This window comes from Novosphingobium sp. GW835-FHT14H07, assembly GCF_058793515.1.
Map to the genome: position 1 here is coordinate 39,229 of NZ_JBXAFX010000021.1, position 20,595 is coordinate 59,823.

Annotated in this window: 23 protein-coding genes and 2 tRNA genes; 8 read left to right on the forward strand and 17 right to left on the reverse strand. The window is 62.8% G+C overall.

Translation table 11 applies throughout. From position 1 onward, the window contains the following. Positions 1-10: 10 nt before the first annotated feature. Positions 11-100: transfer RNA gene (locus AC1Q5P_RS16425), tRNA-Ser, on the reverse strand. Between the two features lie 177 nt (positions 101-277). Here AC1Q5P_RS16425 and hspQ point away from each other — a divergent pair. Beyond that, positions 278-658, forward strand: coding sequence for a heat shock protein HspQ (gene hspQ, locus AC1Q5P_RS16430; protein ID WP_062345547.1), 381 nt, complete (start codon positions 278-280; stop codon positions 656-658). A gap of 46 nt (positions 659-704) precedes the next feature. On the opposite strand, the gene AC1Q5P_RS16435 is transcribed toward hspQ, so the two are convergent. Beyond that, complete coding sequence (locus AC1Q5P_RS16435; protein ID WP_492519521.1) at positions 705-1,583, reverse strand: ABC transporter permease; 879 nt, start codon at positions 1,581-1,583, stop codon at positions 705-707. A 110-nt stretch (positions 1,584-1,693) separates the two neighbouring features. On the opposite strand from AC1Q5P_RS16435, the gene AC1Q5P_RS16440 reads away from it, so the two are divergent. Both AC1Q5P_RS16440 and AC1Q5P_RS16445 read left to right on the forward strand, forming a co-directional pair. After that, on the forward strand, positions 1,694-2,392 hold the full coding sequence (locus tag AC1Q5P_RS16440) for a GcrA family cell cycle regulator (RefSeq protein ID WP_492477626.1): 699 nt from the start codon (positions 1,694-1,696) through the stop codon (positions 2,390-2,392). A gap of 85 nt (positions 2,393-2,477) precedes the next feature. Then, entirely contained in the window at positions 2,478-3,641 is a 1,164-nt protein-coding gene (locus AC1Q5P_RS16445) for a GGDEF domain-containing protein (protein WP_231735576.1), read from the forward strand. Positions 3,642-3,669: 28 nt separating this feature from the next. On the opposite strand, the gene AC1Q5P_RS16450 is transcribed toward AC1Q5P_RS16445, so the two are convergent. From AC1Q5P_RS16450 to AC1Q5P_RS16485, 8 genes are all read right to left on the reverse strand, one after another. Then, complete coding sequence (locus tag AC1Q5P_RS16450) at positions 3,670-3,888, reverse strand: hypothetical protein (protein ID WP_322788221.1); 219 nt, start codon at positions 3,886-3,888, stop codon at positions 3,670-3,672. A gap of 356 nt (positions 3,889-4,244) precedes the next feature. Next, positions 4,245-4,718, reverse strand: a complete 474-nt coding sequence (locus tag AC1Q5P_RS16455; protein ID WP_492519522.1) for a hypothetical protein — start codon at positions 4,716-4,718, stop codon at positions 4,245-4,247. A 131-nt stretch (positions 4,719-4,849) separates the two neighbouring features. Beyond that, positions 4,850-7,165: a polyribonucleotide nucleotidyltransferase gene (pnp, locus tag AC1Q5P_RS16460; protein WP_039337766.1), complete on the reverse strand. Its 2,316-nt coding sequence runs from the start codon at positions 7,163-7,165 to the stop codon at positions 4,850-4,852. A gap of 162 nt (positions 7,166-7,327) precedes the next feature. Beyond that, entirely contained in the window at positions 7,328-7,597 is a 270-nt protein-coding gene (rpsO, locus tag AC1Q5P_RS16465; protein WP_039337765.1) for a 30S ribosomal protein S15, read from the reverse strand. A gap of 5 nt (positions 7,598-7,602) precedes the next feature. Continuing rightward, positions 7,603-8,514 (reverse strand): tRNA pseudouridine(55) synthase TruB, encoded by a 912-nt coding sequence (gene truB, locus AC1Q5P_RS16470; RefSeq protein WP_492519523.1) that lies wholly within the window; start codon positions 8,512-8,514, stop codon positions 7,603-7,605. A 2-nt stretch (positions 8,515-8,516) separates the two neighbouring features. Further along, positions 8,517-9,224: a site-2 protease family protein gene (locus AC1Q5P_RS16475; protein WP_492519524.1), complete on the reverse strand. Its 708-nt coding sequence runs from the start codon at positions 9,222-9,224 to the stop codon at positions 8,517-8,519. Continuing rightward, on the reverse strand, positions 9,221-9,772 hold the full coding sequence (locus AC1Q5P_RS16480) for a GNAT family N-acetyltransferase (RefSeq protein WP_492519525.1): 552 nt from the start codon (positions 9,770-9,772) through the stop codon (positions 9,221-9,223). Before AC1Q5P_RS16480 ends, AC1Q5P_RS16475 begins: the two co-directional genes overlap by 4 nt. Beyond that, the gene (locus tag AC1Q5P_RS16485; protein WP_492519526.1) at positions 9,769-10,359 is read right to left on the reverse strand and encodes a thymidine kinase; all 591 of its coding nucleotides are present in this window, start codon (positions 10,357-10,359) and stop codon (positions 9,769-9,771) included. Before AC1Q5P_RS16485 ends, AC1Q5P_RS16480 begins: the two co-directional genes overlap by 4 nt. A gap of 52 nt (positions 10,360-10,411) precedes the next feature. Between AC1Q5P_RS16485 and AC1Q5P_RS16490 the strand changes: the two genes are divergently transcribed. Then, positions 10,412-10,990 carry a YceI family protein gene (locus tag AC1Q5P_RS16490; RefSeq protein WP_492519527.1) on the forward strand — a complete coding sequence of 193 codons (579 nt, stop codon included), beginning with the start codon at positions 10,412-10,414 and terminating at the stop codon, positions 10,988-10,990. A gap of 3 nt (positions 10,991-10,993) precedes the next feature. Here the strand turns inward: AC1Q5P_RS16490 and rbfA are convergent, their stop codons facing one another. The 6 genes from rbfA to rimP all read right to left on the reverse strand — a co-directional run bounded on the left by rbfA (position 10,994) and on the right by rimP (position 17,869). Continuing rightward, entirely contained in the window at positions 10,994-11,392 is a 399-nt protein-coding gene (gene rbfA / locus AC1Q5P_RS16495; RefSeq protein WP_039337760.1) for a 30S ribosome-binding factor RbfA, read from the reverse strand. Between the two features lie 2 nt (positions 11,393-11,394). Next, the gene (locus tag AC1Q5P_RS16500; RefSeq protein WP_492519528.1) at positions 11,395-11,931 is read right to left on the reverse strand and encodes a DUF1697 domain-containing protein; all 537 of its coding nucleotides are present in this window, start codon (positions 11,929-11,931) and stop codon (positions 11,395-11,397) included. 430 nt (positions 11,932-12,361) lie between these two features. Beyond that, complete coding sequence (infB, locus tag AC1Q5P_RS16505; RefSeq protein WP_492519529.1) at positions 12,362-14,950, reverse strand: translation initiation factor IF-2; 2,589 nt, start codon at positions 14,948-14,950, stop codon at positions 12,362-12,364. A gap of 5 nt (positions 14,951-14,955) precedes the next feature. Next, positions 14,956-15,690, reverse strand: a complete 735-nt coding sequence (locus AC1Q5P_RS16510; protein WP_039338735.1) for a DUF448 domain-containing protein — start codon at positions 15,688-15,690, stop codon at positions 14,956-14,958. After that, a complete protein-coding gene (gene nusA, locus AC1Q5P_RS16515; RefSeq protein ID WP_039338736.1) occupies positions 15,671-17,305 on the reverse strand; it encodes a transcription termination factor NusA in 1,635 nt (544 codons plus the stop codon). Before nusA ends, AC1Q5P_RS16510 begins: the two co-directional genes overlap by 20 nt. A 3-nt stretch (positions 17,306-17,308) precedes the next feature. Beyond that, the gene (gene rimP / locus AC1Q5P_RS16520) at positions 17,309-17,869 is read right to left on the reverse strand and encodes a ribosome maturation protein RimP (protein WP_492519530.1); all 561 of its coding nucleotides are present in this window, start codon (positions 17,867-17,869) and stop codon (positions 17,309-17,311) included. Between the two features lie 341 nt (positions 17,870-18,210). Between rimP and AC1Q5P_RS16525 the strand changes: the two genes are divergently transcribed. Both AC1Q5P_RS16525 and AC1Q5P_RS16530 read left to right on the forward strand, forming a co-directional pair. Next, positions 18,211-18,342: a hypothetical protein gene (locus tag AC1Q5P_RS16525; RefSeq protein ID WP_269078644.1), complete on the forward strand. Its 132-nt coding sequence runs from the start codon at positions 18,211-18,213 to the stop codon at positions 18,340-18,342. Then, complete coding sequence (locus tag AC1Q5P_RS16530; RefSeq protein WP_039338738.1) at positions 18,342-18,566, forward strand: PspC domain-containing protein; 225 nt, start codon at positions 18,342-18,344, stop codon at positions 18,564-18,566. The genes AC1Q5P_RS16525 and AC1Q5P_RS16530 overlap by 1 nt, the downstream gene beginning before the upstream one ends. Before the next feature lie 204 nt (positions 18,567-18,770). Here AC1Q5P_RS16530 and AC1Q5P_RS16535 read toward each other — a convergent pair whose 3' ends face one another. After that, positions 18,771-19,496, reverse strand: coding sequence for a queuosine precursor transporter (locus AC1Q5P_RS16535; protein WP_492519531.1), 726 nt, complete (start codon positions 19,494-19,496; stop codon positions 18,771-18,773). A gap of 60 nt (positions 19,497-19,556) precedes the next feature. Here AC1Q5P_RS16535 and AC1Q5P_RS16540 point away from each other — a divergent pair. Together AC1Q5P_RS16540 and AC1Q5P_RS16545 are read left to right on the forward strand one after the other, a co-directional pair. Next, a tRNA-Arg gene (locus AC1Q5P_RS16540) sits at positions 19,557-19,633 on the forward strand. 123 nt (positions 19,634-19,756) lie between these two features. Next, on the forward strand, positions 19,757-20,572 hold the full coding sequence (locus AC1Q5P_RS16545) for a DUF3800 domain-containing protein (RefSeq protein ID WP_492519532.1): 816 nt from the start codon (positions 19,757-19,759) through the stop codon (positions 20,570-20,572). Positions 20,573-20,595: the final 23 nt, after the last annotated feature.

Below are 20,595 nucleotides of genomic sequence, written 5' to 3' on the forward strand. Positions count from 1 at the left end.
CAGAGATAATTGGCGGAGAGGGTGGGATTCGAACCCACGGTACGGTTGCCCGTACACCGCATTTCGAGTGCGGCGCATTCGACCACTCTGCCACCTCTCCATGGTGCCAATCAGGGTGCCGCAAGGGGCGTTCCCGGTCGAGGAAGCGCGCCGTTAGCGCATGCAAACCGGCTTGCCAAGTAGAAAGCGGAAAGCTTTTTCCACAGGCGGCCTTTGGGATGAACCTTTATTGGCAAGCGGCTTGTTTGCACCGCGGCGAAACCCTATATCCTTGGGCATGGATCGTGCGAGTTTCTTTTCGCCACAAGCTGGACGCGATATTTCGGCCCCCCCCGTCTCATCGGCGCGCTTCTCGATTGGCGACGTTGTTCGCCATCGCATGTTCGGCTTCCGCGGCGTCGTCTTCGATATCGACCCGGTCTTCGCCAACAGCGAGGAATGGTACCAATCTATCCCCGAGGACATCCGTCCCCCGCGTGACCAGCCGTTCTATCACCTTCTCGCCGAGAACGACGAGAACAGCTATGTCGCCTATGTCAGCCAGCAAAACCTCCAGTCTGATGCAGAGGCCGGGCCGGTTGACCACCCTTCGCTGGACGAGATGTTCGAGGGTTTCCGCAATGGCCGCTATCGGCTGAGGCGCAGCCTGTCGCACTGACGCCCAAGGGAGACCCGGCTCTCCCTTGTGGCCCGAATTGTGCTCGTCAGTTCTTGAGCTTCCAGCCGGACTTGAGCAGCCAATACAGCAACGCACCCAGAGCGACATTCACGACACCAAGGCCGATTGCGCCGTGCAGCACGGCCATGTTCGTGTCGCCGATGTCGCTTTGCCCGAGAAAGCCGAAGCGGAAGCCCGAGATCACGTAGAAGATCGGGTTCAGTCGACTCACTGCCTGAAACGCCGGAGCAAGATTGTCGATCACGTAGAACGTGCCCGACAGCATCGAGAGGGGCGTGATGACGAAGTTGGTGACGGCTGCGTTGTGATCGAACTTCTCGGCCCAGATCGACGTCAGCACACCGACGATGGCAAGCAGGATCGAACCCATCAGGCCAAACCAGACGACTGCCCAGGGATGGGCGATCTTCAGCGACACTCCCGGCCAAAGCAGCATTGCCCCTGCCACGGCAAGACCGACAAGAACCGCGCGCGTGACTGCCGCGCCCACCAATGCCGTCATCAGTTCGCCGGTGGAGATTGGCGGCATCAGGTAATCAACAATGGTCCCCTGGATCTTTCCGCCAAGAAGACTGAAACTGGAATTGGCAAAGGCATTGTTGATCATGCCCATCGCGATCAGGCCCGGCGCGACGAAGCTGGCAAAGTTCACGCCAAGAACCATGCGCCCACCATTGGCACCGCCGCCAAGCGCGAGCGTGAATATCATCAGATAAAGCAGCGTGGTGACCGCTGGAGCCCAGATCGTCTGGGTCTGGACCTTGAAGAAACGGCGGACCTCCTTCATATAGAAAGTCCACAGCCCCAGCCTGTTGAAGCCGCGGAAGACCGGTTGTCCGGGCGGGGCAAAGGTTCCGGCGTTGCGGGTTGTCGCCCCTTCACGGGGTAGCGGTTGATTGGCCATGGCCATCGCGGTATCGCGCTGGCACGCCGATGGCAAGCACGTGTCGGAACTTGCCGACCGGGCAGATTTTAACGGCCGGACCATTCCGGCACGGAAGGAAACGTGAAGGCATGAGCTGGACCGAAGAGCGGATCGAAAAGCTGACCAAGATGTGGGAGGGCGGGTCAACCGCCAGCCAGATCGCCGATGAACTCGGTGGCGTCAGCCGCAATGCGGTGATCGGCAAGGCACACCGCCTTGGACTCAAGGCGCGCCCTTCCCCGGTAAAGGCCAACGACAAGACGGATGCGTCGGCTTCTCCGGCAGCGCCCAAGGTTGCCAAGCCGGCCACCCCGGCTCCAGAACCCAAGGTCGCCGCGCCGCGCCCGGTCGTGGCGGCGGCACCGCCAGCTCCGGCACCGGCACCTCGCGTTGCTCCCTCACCAGCCCCCGAAGCAAAGCCTGCCAGCGATGCTGCACCCGCTGCACCCCAACCGCGAATCGTCTCGGTTGGGCCCGGCGGCTTTTTGCGTCAGGGTCCCGGCGATCAGCAGGCGCCTATCCCGCCCGCGCCGCCACGTCGCCTTGTGCCCGCACGCCCAAGCCCGGAAATCGCCGACAAGACCAGCCTGCTCGATCTCAACGATCGCATCTGCCGCTGGCCGATGGGCCACCCCGGCGAGCCTGATTTCCATTTCTGCGGCGAGAAGGTGAATCCGGGCTTCCCCTACTGTGTGGAGCATTGCGGCCGCGCCTATCAGGCGCAGCTCCCGCGCGGCCATCGTCGGCCTCCCCCGCCGATGCCTTTTGGCGGACCTCGCGTTCGCTGAGATCCACCTCAGGACGAACACGTATTCCCGGAATACTGCGGCGCCGCGTGGTTAATCTCACGCGGCGTTGGCCGTTCTGGCAGACATGACAAATGATCCTTCCTCGCGCGGGTCCCGGTCGCGCCTGCTCAGATGGCTCGGCCTTGCCGGAGAAGCGGAGTCCGGGGAGGAAACACTCGACAGCATCGGCCTCATCCGTGACGTGACTGCGCGCGAAATCTGGCTACCGGCCAAGCGCCGGCTTCTCGCGAAAGTAGCGGACTTCCTGATCGATCACGATCTCGAGGTGATGCCGTGGACGCTCGAGATCGCTTACGACTGTGTCACCGGTGCCAAGCCGAAGCTAGCCCAGATGATTCTCGAACGTACTGAAGCGGGTCAGCCGATCACGATTGTCTGGCTCGAACAAGTCGTTCGTGAGGAGGAAGGTGAAACCTCATCCGAACTCCTCGCCGCCCTCATGTCACGGTTGGAAGACACGCTCGAGGAGTTCGCCAGCGCCACGACCCACGCGAGGTCGGCGACGACCGAATATGGCGCCGCGTTGCAGCAACACGTCGATGATCTCGAACAGGTCGGTCGTGCCGGCGCGGTGATCACAGAGCTTGCCGCCCTCGCCAAGGCAATGATGCATCGCACGCGCGAGATCGAACACAACCTCTGCGAGTCCGAGCGGCGAGCAATGGAACTCCAGAAAAGTCTCGACGAAGCGCGTCGGGTAGCCGACGAGGATCACCTCACGGGTCTTCCCAACCGCCGCGCGTTCGAAACCCTGTTCGAAAAGGAATATGCCGCAGCCAAGGCTTCCGGCGAACCGCTCTGCGTGGCGTTTTGCGACATCGATCACTTCAAGCGCATCAATGACTGCCATGGCCACGCCGCAGGCGACCGGGTACTCAAAGTGGTTGCCGAGACCCTCAGCCAGATTTCAGACGCCCGCTGCCATGTGGCGCGGCACGGGGGCGAAGAGTTCGCCGTGCTGTTCCGCGCCCTCCCGCCCGAGAAGGCGTGGGACCGTCTAGATCAGGCGCGCGAAAGCATAGCGGAACGACGCCTCGTCAATCGCGCCACCGACATGCCGTTCGGCCGTGTCACGTTCTCCGGCGGGATCGCCGACGTCTTCGCCTACAAGACCCGCAGCGATGCGCTGCGGGCGGCCGACGAAGCCCTCTATGCGGCAAAGCAGTCGGGTCGGAACTGTATCCTGGTGGCCGGACAGGAACCGCCACCCTTGCGAGACGCGGCCTAGCCGCCTCGAGGCCTGACCCTGTTCGCGATCAGCCGTACTGCGAGTTCTGGCTGCGTTGGAAGGCAAATCTCGGGACGCGTCCTTCGATCATGGTCGTCTTCAGCACGATCCGCATTTCGTCAGCGCCCTCCTCGCGCGTGCAGACAAGCCGCGTTCCACCCGAAGGCAGGACTTCGAGCGCGCTGATAGCGACGCCGGATTTCTCGCAAAGTGCTCGGACGCGGGCTTCGTTCAGTGTGGTATTCATGGCTCGGCTCATGCGAGGTACTCCGTTGCGAACACGTCTGCGATCGTGTTCTGTGTGCTCGGTCGCGCCCACCCTGCCGCTGCAGGCGCGCGCTCGGATCTTCGACAGGTGGAGATGTTGCTGGCGCAGTCTTGCACAAGCACAAGCTTGTTAGCGCGGTCCTGCCCGCAAGCGCTGGCCACAGCGCCCATCACCAACCTCTGGTGCTTTCCATATTGTTGGTTGAGGTCCACGACAGACTCCCATTGCGTAAGCGGGAGCGCGACAGGTCTCTCAGCCGGTGATGCCTACGATGGTCATCTCACCGATGCCCCCGCTGTGGACCGTTGGCGCGGGAATAGCAAACTTAAAGCGTCTCAATCCTGCAGATCGAACACGATCCGGGGTGCAAACAAGACAAGCTTGCGCGCCCACTCTTCGGGAGTTTCACCGATTACCTCGCTGTCGAAAAGCCGCAGGCGCTCACCCTGCTGGTCGTAAAGGCTGATGAGATCGCTGCTATCATCGCCCCGACGGACGACGATGCGCGAAATGTCGGCAAGCGCGATGAAACCATGATTGCCCGGCCGTCGGCGCGTGCGCCCCTGCCACCACTCCAGCGTACCAGCCTCGAGATCCAGTCGGCTCCCCCGCCGGGTGTTGGCCACAAGTTGACCCGCCGCACCCACGAGGCCAAGCGCACCGACCGCGCCTGCAACGGGCACCAGCCAAGGCGCACACTCGCCACCTTCGCTGCAATTATCCTTGGGGTTTACCATCAGCGACGCCGACACGAAGGCGGCGCCCAGCACTCCCATCAGCCACAGCGTGGATCGCGCCGCGCACTGCATTCGAAAACCACGATATTGTGTGACGGCCTTGCCATGTCTCCGTGTCTGCCAGCGAATGATGACCGTTTTGCAAATGAAAAAGGCCCCACCTTGCGGTGGAGCCCCTTTCTGTCTGGCCTGCTGGCCGTTCCTCAGTCGTCGGACTTGAGGAACGCCGGCATGTGATCCGGAGCCGGACCGTCTTCACGGTCACGGCGAGGACGATCACCGCCTTCACGGCCCCGATCGCCTCTGGGGCTACGGTCACCACGGCCACCACGATCATTGCCGCGCGGGCCACGACGGTCGCCGCGATCACCACGATCGCCGCGCGGTTCACGCGGTTCACGGGCGGGGCGGGTGTCCTCCAACTCCGCGCCAGTTTCCTGATCGACGACGCGCATCGACAGGCGAACCTTGCCGCGCTGGTCGATCTCGAGGACCTTGACGTAAACGTCCTGGCCTTCCTTCACCACGTCGGTCGGCTTTTCCACGCGCTCGTTCTTCATTTCGGAGACGTGGACGAGGCCGTCCTTGCCGCCCATGAAGTTCACGAAAGCGCCGAAGTCGACGATGTTGACGACCTTGCCCTTGTAGATCTTGCCGACCTCGGCTTCCTCGACGATGCCGAGGATCCAGTTCTTGGCGGCTTCGATCTGGGTCAGGTCCGAAGACGAGATCTTGATCAGGCCTTCGTCGTCGATGTCGACCTTTGCACCGGTGGTGGCCACGATCTCGCGGATCACCTTGCCGCCGGTGCCGATGACGTCGCGGATCTTCGACTTGTCGATCTGCAGCGTCTCGATGCGCGGCGCGTGCGCCGAAAGCTCGGTGCGTGCTTCGCCCAGCGCCTTGGTCATCTCGTTCAGGATGTGCGCGCGGCCTTCCGAAGCCTGCTTGAGGGCAACCTCAAAGATTTCGCGCGTGATGCCGGCGACCTTGATGTCCATCTGCATCGTGGTGATGCCTTCGGACGTGCCTGCCACCTTGAAGTCCATGTCGCCGAGGTGGTCCTCGTCGCCCAGGATGTCCGAGAGGACGGCGAACTCGCTGCCTTCAAGGATGAGGCCCATGGCGATGCCCGAAACCGGGCGCTTGATCGGCACGCCCGCGTCCATCATCGAAAGGCAGCCGCCGCAGACGGTGGCCATCGACGACGAGCCGTTCGACTCGGTCACGTCCGAAAGGACGCGGATGGTGTAGGGGAACTCGTCCTTGGTCGGGAGCACCGGGTGCAGTGCGCGCCATGCCAGCTTGCCATGGCCCACTTCACGACGGCCCGGAGCGCCGAAACGGCCAACTTCGCCAACCGAGTACGGCGGGAAATTGTAGTGGAGCATGAAGTTTTCGTAGCGCAGGCCTTCAAGGCCATCGATCATCTGCTCGGCGTCCTTGGTGCCCAGCGTGGTGGTGCAGATGGTCTGCGTTTCACCGCGCGTGAACAGCGCCGAACCGTGGGTGCGCGGCAGGAAGCCGACCATCGATTCGATCGGGCGGACCTGCGTGACCGAACGACCGTCGATGCGGGTGCCGTCCTTGAGGATGGCGCCGCGCACGATGTCGGCCTCGACCTTCTTCATGGTCTTGATGGCGACCATCTGGGTCTGCGGCGTTTCACCGGCGAACGCTTCCTTGGCCTTGGCGCGGGCGGCGTTCAGCGCGTCGGAACGGGCCGACTTGTTGGTCAGCTTGTAGGCAGCGGCAATGTCCGCGCCGACGAGGTCCTTGAGCTTCTTCTTGATGTCGGCGGTGTTGTCCGACAGGTCGATTTCCCAGGGATCCTTCGCAGCCTTCTCGGCCAGTTCGATGATCGCACCGATGACCTTGCGGCACTCGTCATGCGCGAACAGCACGGCACCGAGCATTTCGTCTTCGCTCAGTTCCTTGGCTTCCGATTCCACCATCATCACGGCAGAGTCGGTCGCGGCGACCACGAGGTCGAGGCGGCCATCGGTCAGCGCGGCGTCCTGCTTCGGGTTCAGCACGTATTCGCCATCGACGAAGCCGACGCGCGCAGCGCCGATCGGGCCCATGAACGGAACGCCCGAGATGGTCAGCGCAGCCGAGGCCGCAATCATCGCGACGATATCGGGTTCGGTCTCGCCGTCATAGCTCAGAACCTGGGCGATGACGTTGATTTCGTTGTAGAAACCTTCGGGGAACAGCGGGCGAACCGGACGGTCGATCAGGCGGGAAACCAGCGTTTCCTTTTCCGTCGCGCCGCGCTCGCGCTTGAAGAAACCGCCCGGAATGCGGCCAGCTGCCGAATACTTTTCCTGGTAGTGGACGGTCAGCGGGAAGAAGTCCTGGCCTTCCTTGACCGACTTTGCCGCGGTGACCGCGCAAAGGACTACAGTTTCGCCGTAAGTGGCGAGGACCGCGCCGTCAGCCTGACGGGCAATGCGGCCGGTTTCGAGGGTGAGGGTCTTTCCGCCCCACTCCAGCGATACGGTTTTGACGTCGAACATTTTACATCCTTCAGCCCGCGCGCCCTATTGCGAACGGGGTTTGCTGCCGGGGAATGCCGTCCCGGTCCGGTGCGGGGCCGTTTGTCTTGCCCCGGAGGCACCTCGCCGAATTGCGAGGACGCCAGAAAGCAAAAGCGGCCCGCTTGGGGCCGCTCCGCTTGGTTACTTGCGAAGACCGAGCTTCTGGATCAGGTCGTTGTAACGACCCACGTCCTTCTTCTTCAGGTAGTCGAGCAGCGAACGACGCTTGTTGACCATCATCAGCAAGCCGCGACGCGAGTGGTTGTCCTTGTGGTTGGACTTGAAGTGCTCGGTCAGCGTCTGGATGCGGCTGGTCAGGATCGCGACCTGGACTTCCGGCGAACCGGTGTCGCCTTCGGCGCGAGCGTGAGCGGCAATGACTTCCTGCTTCTTTTCTGCGGTAATCGACATGTATTCTACTCCGCGACATCCTTCAGATTAAAGCCCCTCTGGACCTTCAGGCTTCCGCCCGAAAGCTCCACCAGCGCGACCGGAACAGATCCGGCCTTCGCCCAGTAAAGCCCGTCCTCGAAGGGCAATCCCGCCAGAACGCGGCCCTGACGGACCGCCCTTGCCTGCTCGGGATCGAGGGAGAGAGCCGGGATGTCGACCAGCCCTGCCTCCAGCGGCAAGAGTATGTGTTCAAGGGGCGCGCCTTTACCCACATCGTTCAATTTGTCCAGCGAAATCGCCTGGGCAATGTCGAACGGCCCGGCCTTCAGGCGGCGCAGCATGGTAACATGCCCCACGGTGCCGAGCGCGCGGGCAATGTCGCGCGCCAGGCTGCGGATGTACGTTCCTTTCGATACATGGGCAGTCAGGGTTAGTTCTTCAACCCGCGCCGGATCTGCAACAGGTTCGGCAACCAGCGAGCGGATCACCACATCACGCGATTTCAGCTCGAACGTCTCGCCCTTGCGCGCAAGGTCATAGGCACGTTCACCATCGACCATCAGTGCTGAATAGGCGGGCGGAACCTGCGAAATCGGGCCGGTAAAGCGCGGCAGCACTGCCTTGATCTCTTGCCAGGAAGGCCGGACGTCGCTTGTCGCCACGATCTTGCCCTCAAGGTCGAGCGTGTCCGATTCCTCACCGAAACCCACCGTGAAGGTATAGGCCTTGCTCGCGTCGAGCATCCGGCCGCACAGCTTGGTCGCCTCGCCAATGGCAATCGGCAACACACCTGTCGCCAGCGGGTCAAGCGTGCCGCCATGGCCCACCTTGCACTTGCCGAACCCCGCCGCCCGCAGGTTGCGCTTCACCGCCGCCACGCCCTGCGTCGAGCCGAGCTCGAGCGGCTTGTCGAGAATGATCCAGCCATCAACCATGGTCAGAGCGGCTCAGGCCCAGCAACCAGCGTCGCCAGTCTGGCAAGGTGCTGCCCAAACCACTCCACCGGTGGTCCGATCAGCCGCTGCACCAGATGCAGCTCCGGCCAGAAGTACGGCAGGATCACGAGGAACGCGAACACCACGAGCAAACCGTAAGGCTCAATCTTGCCATAGACGCGTGCCAGTGGCGCAGGCAGCACGCCCATCACGATGCGCGACCCATCGAACGGCGGAATCGGCAGCAGGTTGAACGCGCCGAGGAAAAGATTGACGATCAGGAAATTGCGCAGGTTGTCCGAAAGGAACAGCGCGCCCAGCCCCGGCTCGGCCATGCCGTCCGTTGCCCTCACCAGCAGGCCCAGCCCGATGGCGGCAATCAAGGCAAGCACGAAATTGGTGAGCGGCCCCGCAGCCGCCACCAGCACCATGCCCCAGCGCGGATTGCGCAAGCGGCGAAAGTCCACAGGTACCGGCTTGGCCCAGCCGAATACCGGCGCCCCGCTCAGCTTCAGCAGCCCGGGCAGGATGATCGTCCCGAATGGATCGACATGGCGCAGCGGATTGAGGCTCAGCCGCTTCTGCTCCGCCGCCGTCGGATCGCCCAAAGCCCGCGCCACCCAGCCATCGGCCACCTCGTGGAACACGATCGCCAGGATCATGGGAATTGCGATCGTGGCAATCTGCCAGACCAGACCTTCGGGGTTCATTTCTTGTTGCTCATCCAGTCGTTACGCAGGATCGAAAACAGCACGGTATCGCGCACACGGCCCGTCCACGTCCGACGCTCGTGCCGCATCACGCCTTCCTGCACTCCGCCAACCTTCCTGACCGCAGCCTGACTGCGCAGGTTCATCGTATCCACCTTGAACGCCACGCGCTCCAGCCCACAAGCAAAGGCGTGGTCGATCATCAGCCGCTTGAGCCGTCCGTTGAGGCCGGTGCCGCGAACCGACGGCACGATATAGCTGTTGCCGATCTCGATCGACCAACCTGCCGCGCCATGTTCGATCCACGCCGTCATGCCGACCAGCTCCTCGCCCGAGAAGACAGCATAGGGCCGACGCTGCGGCGCAGAGTTCAGCAGGCTGTCGAACTGCGGATCGAAAGCCTCGCCCCGGTAGCTGAACGGATAGACGTCCCAGATCTCGTCGTCCTGCGCGCAAGCATGGCGCAGGCCCTCGCGATGATCCTCGCGCAGCAGCTCGAGCCGCAAGTCGCCATCGGCGAGCGGCACGTACAGTCCATCTCCGCTCATGCCTGCATCGCCTCCGAAAAGTGCCTGCGGCACAGCGCGACATAGCGGTCGTTCCCGCCAATCTCGGTCTGCGCCCCTGCCCGCACTGCTGCACCGCTTTCATCCACGCGCAGGTTCATCGTCGCCTTGCGCCCGCAGTGGCAGACCGCTTTCAATTCCACCAGCGAGTCCGCAATGCCGAGCAGCGCTGCTGCCCCTTCGAACAACTCCCCCTGAAAATCCGTGCGCAGCCCATAGCACAGCACCGGCACCCCCGCCTCGTCGGCAATCCGCGCCAGTTGCCAGGCCTGTGCCTTGGACAGGAACTGCGCCTCGTCCACCAGCACGCATGAGAGCGGCTGTACCACATGGGCAGCTTTCACCGCTCCCCACAGGTCGGTAGCATGATCGAAACGATGGGCCTCGGCGTGAAGGCCGATGCGGCTTTCGATGGCAAAGTCTTGCCCCTTGGCGCCGCCCCGGTCATCCAATGCCGCAGTCCACAGCATCGTGGCCATCCCTCGCTCGCGGTAGTTGAAGTCCGCCTGCAAAAGATTGGTCGATTTGCCGGCGTTCATGCTGGCGTAGTAGAAATAGAGCTTGGCCATCGCGCACAGCCATAAGCACCACGTTCTGGATTGCCAGAGGGATCGCCGACCAATGCGCAGGAAAACTCGACGGATCATCAGCGCACTGGCCCTCGTGGTCCTGACCGGAAACACGCCGCCGCAAAAGCTGCGCTATCGCATCGACGCCCCACACAGCGACGTCCACGCCCGCGTCGGCTTCTTCGGCATCGCCAGCAAGACCGCGCGCTTTCCCGCCATCACCGGCGGCATCGAACTGGATCCGGCACATCTCGACAGCGTGAAACTCGATGTCACGCTCGATGCGACCGCGCTAGAAGCCGGGGATTCCGTCACGCTCAAGCGTCTGAAAGGCCCGGACTTCTTCGATGTCGAACAGCACCCTCATGTCCGCTTCATCGGCCGTTCGATGACGATGACCGGGCCGGTCACGGCGGTCGTCAGTGGCGAACTGACCGCAAAGGGTGTTACCCGCCCGACCACGCTGAACGTGAGCTTCGCCGCACCACCTGCCAAGGCCACCGGGCGCGAGGCGATCCGCCTTTCGGGGCGGACCAGGATCGACCGCACCAATTTCGGAATGAACGCCTATCGCCTAATCGTGTCAAAGTCCGTCACGATCACCATCAATGCGCAGATGGTCCCGGCCTGAAGCTCAATCCTCGGCGTCGAGATCGCGCCGCACCTTCGGGTCGCTCAGCAGCTGCTCGATCCGGCTCGCCTCGTCAAAGCTTTCGTCGGGCAGGAACTTCAGCCGCGCCGCATATTTCAGCCGCAGCCGCTGCGCCACTTCACGCTGGAAGAATGCGGTATTGGTCCGCAAGGCCTTGAGCACGATTTCCTCGTCCTCGCCCAGCAGCGCCTTGATGAACACCGTGGCGTGGCGAAGGTCGGGCGACATGCGCACTTCGGTGACCGAAACGGTATGTGCCGAAAGCACATCGTCATGCACTTCCTGCCGCGTCAGCAGTTCCGAAAGGATATGACGCACCTGCTCACCCACCTTCAGCAGGCGGACGGAACGGGTTTCGGGGGAGGTTTGAAACTTGGCCAATTCTAACTCATCTTCGAAAGGATGCGTGCAATCGATCGCACGTTGCGCGCGGTGCCCCGGCAACCAAGACGGCGCTCGATGAACGCACTCGTCAGCTTGCTTTCGGCCACGCTGCTTACGAAATCGATATAGATACTGCGCTCGCCGATTGCCAGTTTCTCGAAACCGCGCATCGCCTGGTCGGCTGCCAGCTTGTCAAAAGCCGCCTGGTCGGGCTGACGTTCGAGGAACAGCGTGTGGACCAGATTGTCCTTGCCGATGCCGGTAAAGGGATTGCCCTCCACCGCTTGTGCGATTGCTGCCCGATCGCGCACCGCGACAAAGCTCTTGATGTCGAACCGCTCCAGCATGACGTGCGCGAACAGGTCTTCAAGGCCATCCAGCGGACGATCGTCATAGTCGAACAGCAGGTTGCCGCTGGCGACCACGGTCTCCAGCCCGGTCAGCCCTTCCCGCTCGAACGCCCAGCGCAGATCCGCCATCGTCACGCGATTACCGCCGACGTTGATGGATCCGAACAGGGCGACATAGCGGGTCATGGCAGGGGGCCGTTCTTGCAATTTAGAGCAAATGTGCTATCAGCAGCGGATCACTACGGTTGCTGATTTCACAATCACCATCCCGGAACCCGGACGCTGCTACGTCCGGGTTCTTTCTGTATTGGGGGTGCCGCTGCTACAGCACCCCCGCACTGGTTTTACTTGCGGCCAAGCTCGATGAGCTTGATCACCAGTCCGACGAGCCCCACGATCAACGTGGCCACGCCGAGAACCAGAATCACTACGGTATCCAATTTCAAAAACATCACCTCCCGTTCTGTCGCCGGTAGCGACCTCGGAAAGGCGTTTTTGGAACAAGACCTGTGTGACCCTAGTCTTGTGCTTTGAAGCTATTGACCAGTCAGACTGCCGCCAGAATGGCAGGATGCCCCGCCGCCCCTGAAGGCGGACGAAGCATCCCCTTACATCATCAGAGCGTACGATCGCGCATCTCGACTTCGAAGACTTCCAGCTGGTCGCCAGCCTTGATGTCGTTCGTGTCCTGCAGCAGCACGCCGCATTCCAGGCCTGCGCGGACTTCCGGCACGTCGTCCTTGAAGCGGCGCAGCGAGGCGATGGTCGTGCGGCTGACAATGACGTCGCTGCGCGTAAGGCGTGCGTGCAGCCCCTTGCGGATGACGCCCTCGACCACGAGCAGACCGGCTGCCTTGTCCTTCTTGCCCGCCGGGAAGACTTCCTTGACCTCGGCACGGCCGACGACCGTTTCGATCGCCTCCGGACCCAACTCGCCCGCCATTTCCGAACGAATGTCGTCGGTGAGCTGATAGATCACGTCGAAGTACTTCATCCGCACCTTGTTGCGCTCGATCAGCTCGCGCGCCTTGGCGTTCGGACGGACGTTGAAGCCCACGATCGGCGCGCCGCTGGCCTGCGCCAGGTTGACGTCGCCTTCGGTGATGGCGCCCACGCCGGACTGCAGGATGCGCACCTTGATCTCGTCGGTCGAGATCTTGTTGAGCGCGTTGACGATCGCTTCGACCGAACCCTGCACGTCGGCACGGACAACCAGCGGATACTCGATGACCGTGTTCTTTGCGGCCAGCGCGGAGAACATGTTTTCAAGGCTGGCAGGCGCCTGCACGGTGCGCTTGGCGGTCGCGCGTTCCTGGCGGTACGCCGCCACTTCACGGGCACGGGCTTCGCTTTCGACCACGGTCAGCGTGTCACCGGCCATCGGCACGCCGCCGATGCCGAGCACTTCGACCGGCAGCGACGGACCCGCCGCCTTCACCTGACGACCCTTGTCGTCGAGCATGGCGCGGACGCGGCCCGACTGGGTGCCGACCACGAGGATGTCCCCGACCTTGAGCGTGCCGCGATTGACCAGCACGGTCGCAAGCGGACCCTTGCCCTTGTCCAGCTTGGCCTCGATCACGGTGGCTTCCGCTGCGCGATCCGGGTTCGCCCTCAGTTCGAGCAGTTCTGCCTGCAGCAGGATCTTCTCGATCAGCTCGTCAAGGCCCGCGCCGGACTTGGCCGAGACTTCCACGTCCTGCACGTCGCCCGACATCGCCTCGACGATGATCTCGTGCTCGAGCAGGCGCTCGCGGATCTTCTGCGGGTTGAACTCGGGCTTGTCCGACTTGGTGATCGCCACGATCATCGGCACGCCGGCCGCCTTGGTGTGGTTGATCGCCTCGATCGTCTGCGGCATCAGCCCGTCGTCACCGGCAACCACCAGAATGACGATGTCGGTGACATTGGCCCCGCGCATGCGCATTTCGGTGAAGGCTTCGTGGCCCGGGGTGTCGAGGAAGGTGATGAACTCACCGCCCTTGGTCTTGATCTGGTAGGCACCGATGTGCTGCGTGATGCCGCCGGCTTCGCCGCGCACCACGTCGGTGCCGCGCAAGGCGTCGAGCAGCGAGGTCTTGCCGTGGTCGACGTGACCCATGATCGTCACCACCGGCGGACGCGCCTGCAGCGTGTCTTCGGCGTCAACGTCCGAGGACGTATCGATATCGGCGTCGCTGTCGCTGACGCGCTGGATGTTGTGGCCGAACTCGGTGACGAGCAGTTCGGCGGTATCCTGGTCGATGGTCTGGTTGATGGTGACCATCATGCCCATCTTGAACAGCGCCTTGACGAGGTCCGCAGCCTTTTCGGCCATGCGGTTCGCCAGTTCCTGAACGGTGATCGCATCAGGCACGACCACGTCGCGAACCTGCTTTTCACGCGGCTGCGACTGGCCGGCGAAGTGCGCACGGCGCTCCTTCTCGCGGGCACGCTTCAGCGCAGCGAGCGAACGGGCGCGTGCACCTTCGTCCTCGTTGAGCGCGCGCGTAACGGTCAGCTTGCCGCCACGACGGTCCTCGGTCTTGCGATCGCGCGGATTGGCGGCGGGCTTCTTCGCAGCAGGCTCGGGACGCTTGATCGGCGCGGGCGAGGCAACCGGGGTAAAGCGGCGCGGTGCCGGGATTACCGGCGCGGCTTCCTCTGCCTTCGGCTCGGCAGCCTTGGCTTCGACCGGAGCAGGCGCGGCTTCCGGCTGCTTGGCCACTTCAGGCGTCGCCACTGGCGCCGGCGCAGGAGCAGGTACAGCTTCCGGTTCGGGGGTCGGCTCTGGCGCGGGCGCGGGTGCGGCTTCGGCCTTGGCCTTTTCCTCGGCGCGACGACGCTCTTCCTCGATCGCCTTGAGCTTTTCTTCCTGCTCGCGACGGTTCGCCGCTTCCAGCGCAGCGAGGCGGGCTTCCTCGGCTTCGCGCAGCAGGCGAGCCTGCATTTCCTGGCGGGTTTCGCGGCTGGCCGATGGCGGCGGAGGCGGCGGGGGCGGCGGAGGCGGCGGAGCTACCGGCGCGGCAGCAGGTGCCGGTGCGGCAGGCGCAGCAACAGGAGCGGCCTCGCCGGGCCGGCCCATCAGCTTGCGCCGCTTCACTTCGACCACCACCTTGTTGGTGCGACCATGGCTGAAGGTCTGCTTGACCTCTCCCGCCTCCACCGAGGTCTTCAGACCCAGCGGCCTACGGCCCAGTGTCGGCTTCTTGTCGCTATCGCTCATCGAACTCATTCGCCCTTCGTATCAATATCGTCGTTCGCCACTGCACCCGTCTCGGATCCGGCGGCTTCAGTCTCGTTTCCGAGAAAATGTATCAGGCGCTGCAGCGGCGCTTGCAGCCTTGCGGCGGCAGCGGGGTCGGTCAGCGCGACGTGAACGACGTTGTCGCGGCCCAATGCCACAGACAGCGCCGCTCGGTCCAGCGGCAAGATGACACCTTTCATCCCCGAACCCTCGGCGCCTTCGCCCACGCGCCAGGCTTGCGCCAGTTTGTTGGGTCCATCGGTGCCAGCGTCCGAGGCATGGCCGAGGAACGTCACAGCCCCCGCCCGGCAGCCTTGCGCAATCTTCTCTGTGCCCAGCAGCACATTGCCCGCCCGCAGCTCGATGCCGAGCCGGTCGGTCACCAGGCGACGCAGCGCCTGTTCGATGCGTTCGGGAAGATCGGCCGGAATGGACAGCGCAGCACCCTTGAAGGCACGCGCCAGCGCTCCCTTAAGTTTGCCATTGGCAATCGCTTTTTCAAGGGCTTGCCGGTCCACGCCGATCCAGGCCCCGCGCCCGGGGGCACGCGCCATCACGTCAGGCAGCACGTCGCCGTCGGGCGAGATGGCAAGACGCGTCAGTTCGTCCCGCGCATCATGGCGCCCGGTCAGCACGCACTTGCGCTCCGGCGAGGCCTTCCCCGCCGGTGCAGTTCCGGAGATGTCGGAGCTTAGCGGCTCATTGTGAGGAATCCGCATCGGCGGCCTCCTCAGCTACTGGCTCGTCATCGAACCAGTGGGCACGCGCGGCCATGATGATCTCGTTGCCCTGTTCTTCGCTCAGGCCATACTCGCCCAGCACGCCACCCTTGTCCTCGACGCGCTCGGGGCGATCGCTCTTTTCGCGCGGGCCCTTGTCGTTGCGGCGGCGCTGTTCGGCGCGCTTCTTGGCGATCAGCTCGTCGGTGGCGAGATCCGCCAGGTCGTCTAGCGTTTTGATACCGGCCTTGCCCAGCGTGACGAGCATCGCTTCGGTCAGGTGCGGCAGCTCGGCCAGCGCATCTTCGACGCCAAGGCCACGACGCTGTTCGCGCAGGGCTTCCTCGCGGCGCTCGATCGCTTCAGCGGCACGGCTCTGGAGTTCTTCGGCGAGCTCTTCGTCGAAGCCTTCGATCGTGGCCAGTTCGCTGGTCTCGATGTAGGCGACTTCTTCCAGCTCGGTGAAGCCTTCGGCCACCAGCAACTGCGAGAGCGTTTCGTCCACGTCGAGCTCTTCCTCGAACATCTTCGAACGCTCGGCGAATTCCTTCTGGCGCTTCTCCGAAGCTTCCGCCTCGGTCATGATGTCGATAGCCGAACCCGTCAGCGACGAGGCCAGACGCACGTTCTGGCCGCGACGACCGATGGCGAGCGACAGCTGGTCATCGGGCACGACGACTTCGATGCGGCTCTCTTCCTCGTCGATCACCACGCGGCTGACCGTGGCGGGCTGCAGCGCGTTGACCACGAAGGTCGCGGTGTCCTCGCTCCAGGGGATGATGTCGATCTTCTCGCCCTGCAGTTCCTGCACGACGGCCTGCACGCGGCTGCCCTTCATGCCGACGCAGGCGCCGACCGGGTCAATGCTGCTGTCGCGGCTGATCACGCCGATCTTGGCGCGGGAGCCCGGATCGCGGGCAGCGGCCTTGATCTCGATGATGCCGTCGTAGATTTCGGGCACTTCCTGCGCGAAGAGCTTCTTCATGAACTCGGGGTGCGCGCGGCTGAGGAAGATCTGCGGCCCACGATTCTGGCGCTCGACCTTCATGATCAGCGCACGGACGCGCTCGCCCACGCGCGGCACTTCGCGCGGGATCTGCTGGTCGCGGCGGATCACGCCCTCGGCGCGGCCGAGGTTGACGATCACGTGGCCGAATTCGACCGACTTGATCACGCCGGTGATGACTTCGCCCGCACGGTCCTTGAACTCGTCGTACTGGCGATCCCGCTCCGCATCGCGGACCTTCTGGAAGATCACCTGCTTGGCCGACTGCGCGTCGATGCGGCCCAGGTCCACCGGCGGCAGCGGATCGACGATGAAGTCGCCAACCTTGGCGCCCGGCTGCAGCTTTTCGGCAGCCTTGAGGTCAACCTGCTTGAAGTAGTCCTCGACCACTTCGACCACTTCCACGACGCGCCACAGGCGCAGGTCGCCGGTGCGCGGATCGAGCTTGGCGCGAATGTCGTTCTCGGCGCCATAACGGTTGCGCGCCGACTTCTGTATTGCCTCTTCCATCGCCTCGATGACCACCGACTTGTCGATCATCTTCTCGGTGGCAACCGCGTTGGCGATTGCAAGCAGTTCGGCGCGGTTGGCGGAAATCGCACTGGCCATGGGTCAGTCTTCCTGTTCTTCGAGAATTTCGTCCGCACCGCTGGTATCCAGCGGCCGGGAAGCGGCAATAAGCTTGTCCGTCAGGATCAGCTTGGCATTGGCAACGAGGGCGAACGGCACCTCGAACACGATACCATCGTCCTCGATCGAAATGGTCTGGGTTTCGGCATCGTAGCCGGCAAGATCGCCACGGAAACGCTTGCGCTCGCCCAGCAGCTCGGAAAGCTCGATGCGAGCCTCCTGCCCGACCCAGGCGGCAAAGTCCTTGGGTCGCGTCAGCGGACGGTCGATGCCGGGCGATGACACTTCAAGGCGATAGGCGTCTTCGAGCAGCACTTCGCCCGCCTCTTCCAGTTCGTCGAAGCGGTCGGAAATGCGATTCGACAGCGCGGCGCAGTCCTCGATCACCAGCTGGCCGGTCTCTGGCCGCTCGGCCATGACCTGAAGCGTATGCTCCTCGTCACCGATCTCGCCGCCCTTGAAATAGCGCACGCGCACGAGATCGAAGCCCAAGGCCTTGGCCTCCGGTTCGATAACTTCCGCGATCCGCGCGATATCCGCCATGCAATCTCCAATAAGCCGAATGGCAAAAGCGGGTCGCTGCCGGTGCCCGGTGGGACCAGCCTGACCTTGCTTTCACAATGTCGGGATGAGGCGCAGATAGGCCCGGTCGCGTAAAAAAGCAAGCTGCAAAGCGCGTCAGCAGCAGCGGTAAAGACAACGCCACGCAAACGCTCGCCAATTAATGGGGAATTTCACCACTGTTCAGCAGCGGGAAAGATGCCGAGGTTCCGCCCGACCACCGTGATCCGCAGAAATCCGCCATTTCGGCAGTTTGGCACGGGCCATGCAAAGCTGGTCGCATAAGCCATAACGGCTCAAACAGTTACCATGAGGACAAGATCATGACCGCCATCACCAACCGCATCGCCGCCGCAGCAACCGCTTTCGCACTCAGCCTCGCGCTGATCGCCGGCACTGTCCACACGCCAGTTTACAACAGCGCGGCCCCCGCCGCCATGCAGGAGATGATCTGATGAGCCAGCTTCGCTTCGACGACTCGGCCCCGCGCCCGATCGAGACCACTCGCGGTTTCCGCCTCGACAAGGTCAACGGCAAGGTAATGGGCGTCTGCTCAGGCATCGCCAACTACTTCAACATCGACGTAACCCTGGTCCGCGTCGCTTTCGCTCTCGGCACCCTGCTGGGCTTCGGCTCGGCCGTGCTCGTCTACCTGCTGATCGGCCTCATCGCCGACTGAGCCGCAACAGTCAGACCTTGCGGGCCGTCCAGCCCCCCGCAAGCCGCCCCGCCTCTCCCGCCCCCCCGGAGAGGCGGGGCCTTTGCATGAGCAAAGCTGGGATCCCTTCACCACCCCGCTCTTGTGTCGTCATCCCGGCGAAGGCCGGGATCCATGACGCAAGTCGGCGAATGCAACAGCGCAAATGGGCGCCCGGCGTGCGGCCTAAACCTGCGGTGCCTTGGCAAACGGCGAGAAGTCGGTGTCGGTATCATAGACGTCCGCACCTTCGCGCGCCTTCAGCCAGCCGACCACGGCATATGTCACCGGCGTCAGCACCGCCTCCCACACCACCTTCATCAGCCAGTTGGTCACCATCACGGTCAGCACCTGGCTCGTCGTCCAGATGCCGAGGAACGCGATGGGGTAGAACAGAAGGCTGTCGACCGCCTGCCCGAACACGGTCGAGCCGATCGTGCGCGTCCACAGCATCCTGCCGCCGGTCAGCAACTTCATCTTGGCCAGCACGAAGGAATTGACGAACTCGCCCGCCCAGAATGCCGTCACCGATGCCAGCACGATCCGCCAGGTCGATCCGAACACGCTTTCGTAAGCCGCCTGCCCGTCCCAGCCCGGCGCGGGTGGCATTTTCACGACCACGAAGCTCATGAACGCCATGAACACCAGCGCGAAGAACCCCATCCACACGCAGCGCCGCGCATTGGCATAGCCATAGACCTCGGTCAGCACGTCGCCGATCACATAGGATACCGGGAAGAACAGGATGCCCGCGCCAAACGTGAACCCGCCAACCTGCGCCAGCTTGGCCGCCCCGATCAGGTTCGACAGCAACAGGATCGCCACGAACGAGGCCATCACATAGTCGAAATAGCGGAAATGACGGCGCGCGCTGGTGGTGCCGTCGATTCTCGAAATCTGGGGATCGCTCATGGAGCGTGGTGCTAACCCGGTTTGCACGATCCGCAAAGCGTGCTTATGGGAAGCCGGCGCGCGCCCGTAGCTCATCTGGATAGAGCGCGAGACTTCTAATCTTGAGGCAGCAGGTTCGAGTCCTGCCGGGCGCGCCATTAGGTAATACGGGGGTTTCGGAGCAATTCAGGCCACCCGAATTGGTGACGCGATTTTGTATCTGGTAAGCACGGGGTAATCACTGACAACGCCCAAAGTGCTTTCTATAGCGGCGGCGAACAATGTATCGGCTTTACGTAGACGAGGTCGGGAACGACGCTCTTACGCATCTCGACAAAGACAAGCACCGGTTTCTAAGCCTAACTGGCATTGCCATGAAGATAAGCGATGCGCGCGACAGCCTTGAGCCCCGCCTCAACCGCTTAAAGGCTGACCTCTTCAACCATGATCCTGATAGCCCTCTCGTCTTGCATCGCAAAGACATCGTCGGGGGCAAAGGGGTGTATGGACCAATTCGAACTGATCGTTCATTCGAAATGAAGTTCAACGAGGCAATACTCCAGACCTTTCGTGATGAGCAGTACAGTGTCATCACAGCGCTGATCGACAAAGATTGGATGGTCCGGCAGGCGCATTGGAAGCGTAAGCACCCCTATCACTATTTAATGGAAATTCTTGTCGAGAAATACGTGCAGTTTCTCGAACGTAAGAACACCATCGGCGACATTATGCCTGAAAGTCGCGAGGGAAAAGATGCACTACTCCAGAAAGCCTACGAGGAAATCCGGCTCACCGGCTGTAGTTTTGTTAGTGGTGAGCGGATTGGCGCACGACTCAGGGGTCCAAAGCTGAAGTTCCGTAGGAAAGTTGATAACATCGCAGGCCTACAGCTTTGCGACCTTCTTGCTCATCCGAGCCACATCTATGTCCGTAGCGCTATGGGGCACGACGTGACACCTGGACCATTCTGCAAAAAGGTATGCGACCTTCTTTTGTCTCAGAAGTATGATCGATCAGGATACGGAAAGATAAAGGGTTACGGCTACAAACACCTGCCAGATGCACAAAGGGCGGCCAACGCCGCCCCGATGGATTGATGTACCATCTGTGTACCGACCGC

Bases quoted from the DNA above. Each gene is read 5' to 3' on its own strand.
- hspQ (WP_062345547.1), top strand. From the start codon at position 278: ATGGATCGTGCGAGTTTCTTTTCGCCACAAGCTGGACGCGATATTTCG.
- AC1Q5P_RS16435 (WP_492519521.1), bottom strand. From the start codon at position 1,583: ATGGCCAATCAACCGCTACCCCGTGAAGGGGCGACAACCCGCAACGCC.
- AC1Q5P_RS16440 (WP_492477626.1), top strand. From the start codon at position 1,694: ATGAGCTGGACCGAAGAGCGGATCGAAAAGCTGACCAAGATGTGGGAG.
- AC1Q5P_RS16445 (WP_231735576.1), top strand. From the start codon at position 2,478: ATGACAAATGATCCTTCCTCGCGCGGGTCCCGGTCGCGCCTGCTCAGA.
- AC1Q5P_RS16450 (WP_322788221.1), bottom strand. From the start codon at position 3,888: ATGAATACCACACTGAACGAAGCCCGCGTCCGAGCACTTTGCGAGAAA.
- AC1Q5P_RS16455 (WP_492519522.1), bottom strand. From the start codon at position 4,718: ATGCAGTGCGCGGCGCGATCCACGCTGTGGCTGATGGGAGTGCTGGGC.
- pnp (WP_039337766.1), bottom strand. From the start codon at position 7,165: ATGTTCGACGTCAAAACCGTATCGCTGGAGTGGGGCGGAAAGACCCTC.
- rpsO (WP_039337765.1), bottom strand. From the start codon at position 7,597: ATGTCGATTACCGCAGAAAAGAAGCAGGAAGTCATTGCCGCTCACGCT.
- truB (WP_492519523.1), bottom strand. From the start codon at position 8,514: ATGGTTGATGGCTGGATCATTCTCGACAAGCCGCTCGAGCTCGGCTCG.
- AC1Q5P_RS16475 (WP_492519524.1), bottom strand. From the start codon at position 9,224: ATGAACCCCGAAGGTCTGGTCTGGCAGATTGCCACGATCGCAATTCCC.
- AC1Q5P_RS16480 (WP_492519525.1), bottom strand. From the start codon at position 9,772: ATGAGCGGAGATGGACTGTACGTGCCGCTCGCCGATGGCGACTTGCGG.
- AC1Q5P_RS16485 (WP_492519526.1), bottom strand. From the start codon at position 10,359: ATGGCCAAGCTCTATTTCTACTACGCCAGCATGAACGCCGGCAAATCG.
- AC1Q5P_RS16490 (WP_492519527.1), top strand. From the start codon at position 10,412: ATGCGCAGGAAAACTCGACGGATCATCAGCGCACTGGCCCTCGTGGTC.
- AC1Q5P_RS16500 (WP_492519528.1), bottom strand. From the start codon at position 11,931: ATGACCCGCTATGTCGCCCTGTTCGGATCCATCAACGTCGGCGGTAAT.
- infB (WP_492519529.1), bottom strand. From the start codon at position 14,950: ATGAGCGATAGCGACAAGAAGCCGACACTGGGCCGTAGGCCGCTGGGT.
- AC1Q5P_RS16510 (WP_039338735.1), bottom strand. From the start codon at position 15,690: ATGCGGATTCCTCACAATGAGCCGCTAAGCTCCGACATCTCCGGAACT.
- nusA (WP_039338736.1), bottom strand. From the start codon at position 17,305: ATGGCCAGTGCGATTTCCGCCAACCGCGCCGAACTGCTTGCAATCGCC.
- rimP (WP_492519530.1), bottom strand. From the start codon at position 17,869: ATGGCGGATATCGCGCGGATCGCGGAAGTTATCGAACCGGAGGCCAAG.
- AC1Q5P_RS16525 (WP_269078644.1), top strand. From the start codon at position 18,211: ATGACCGCCATCACCAACCGCATCGCCGCCGCAGCAACCGCTTTCGCA.
- AC1Q5P_RS16530 (WP_039338738.1), top strand. From the start codon at position 18,342: ATGAGCCAGCTTCGCTTCGACGACTCGGCCCCGCGCCCGATCGAGACC.
- AC1Q5P_RS16535 (WP_492519531.1), bottom strand. From the start codon at position 19,496: ATGAGCGATCCCCAGATTTCGAGAATCGACGGCACCACCAGCGCGCGC.
- AC1Q5P_RS16545 (WP_492519532.1), top strand. From the start codon at position 19,757: ATGTATCGGCTTTACGTAGACGAGGTCGGGAACGACGCTCTTACGCAT.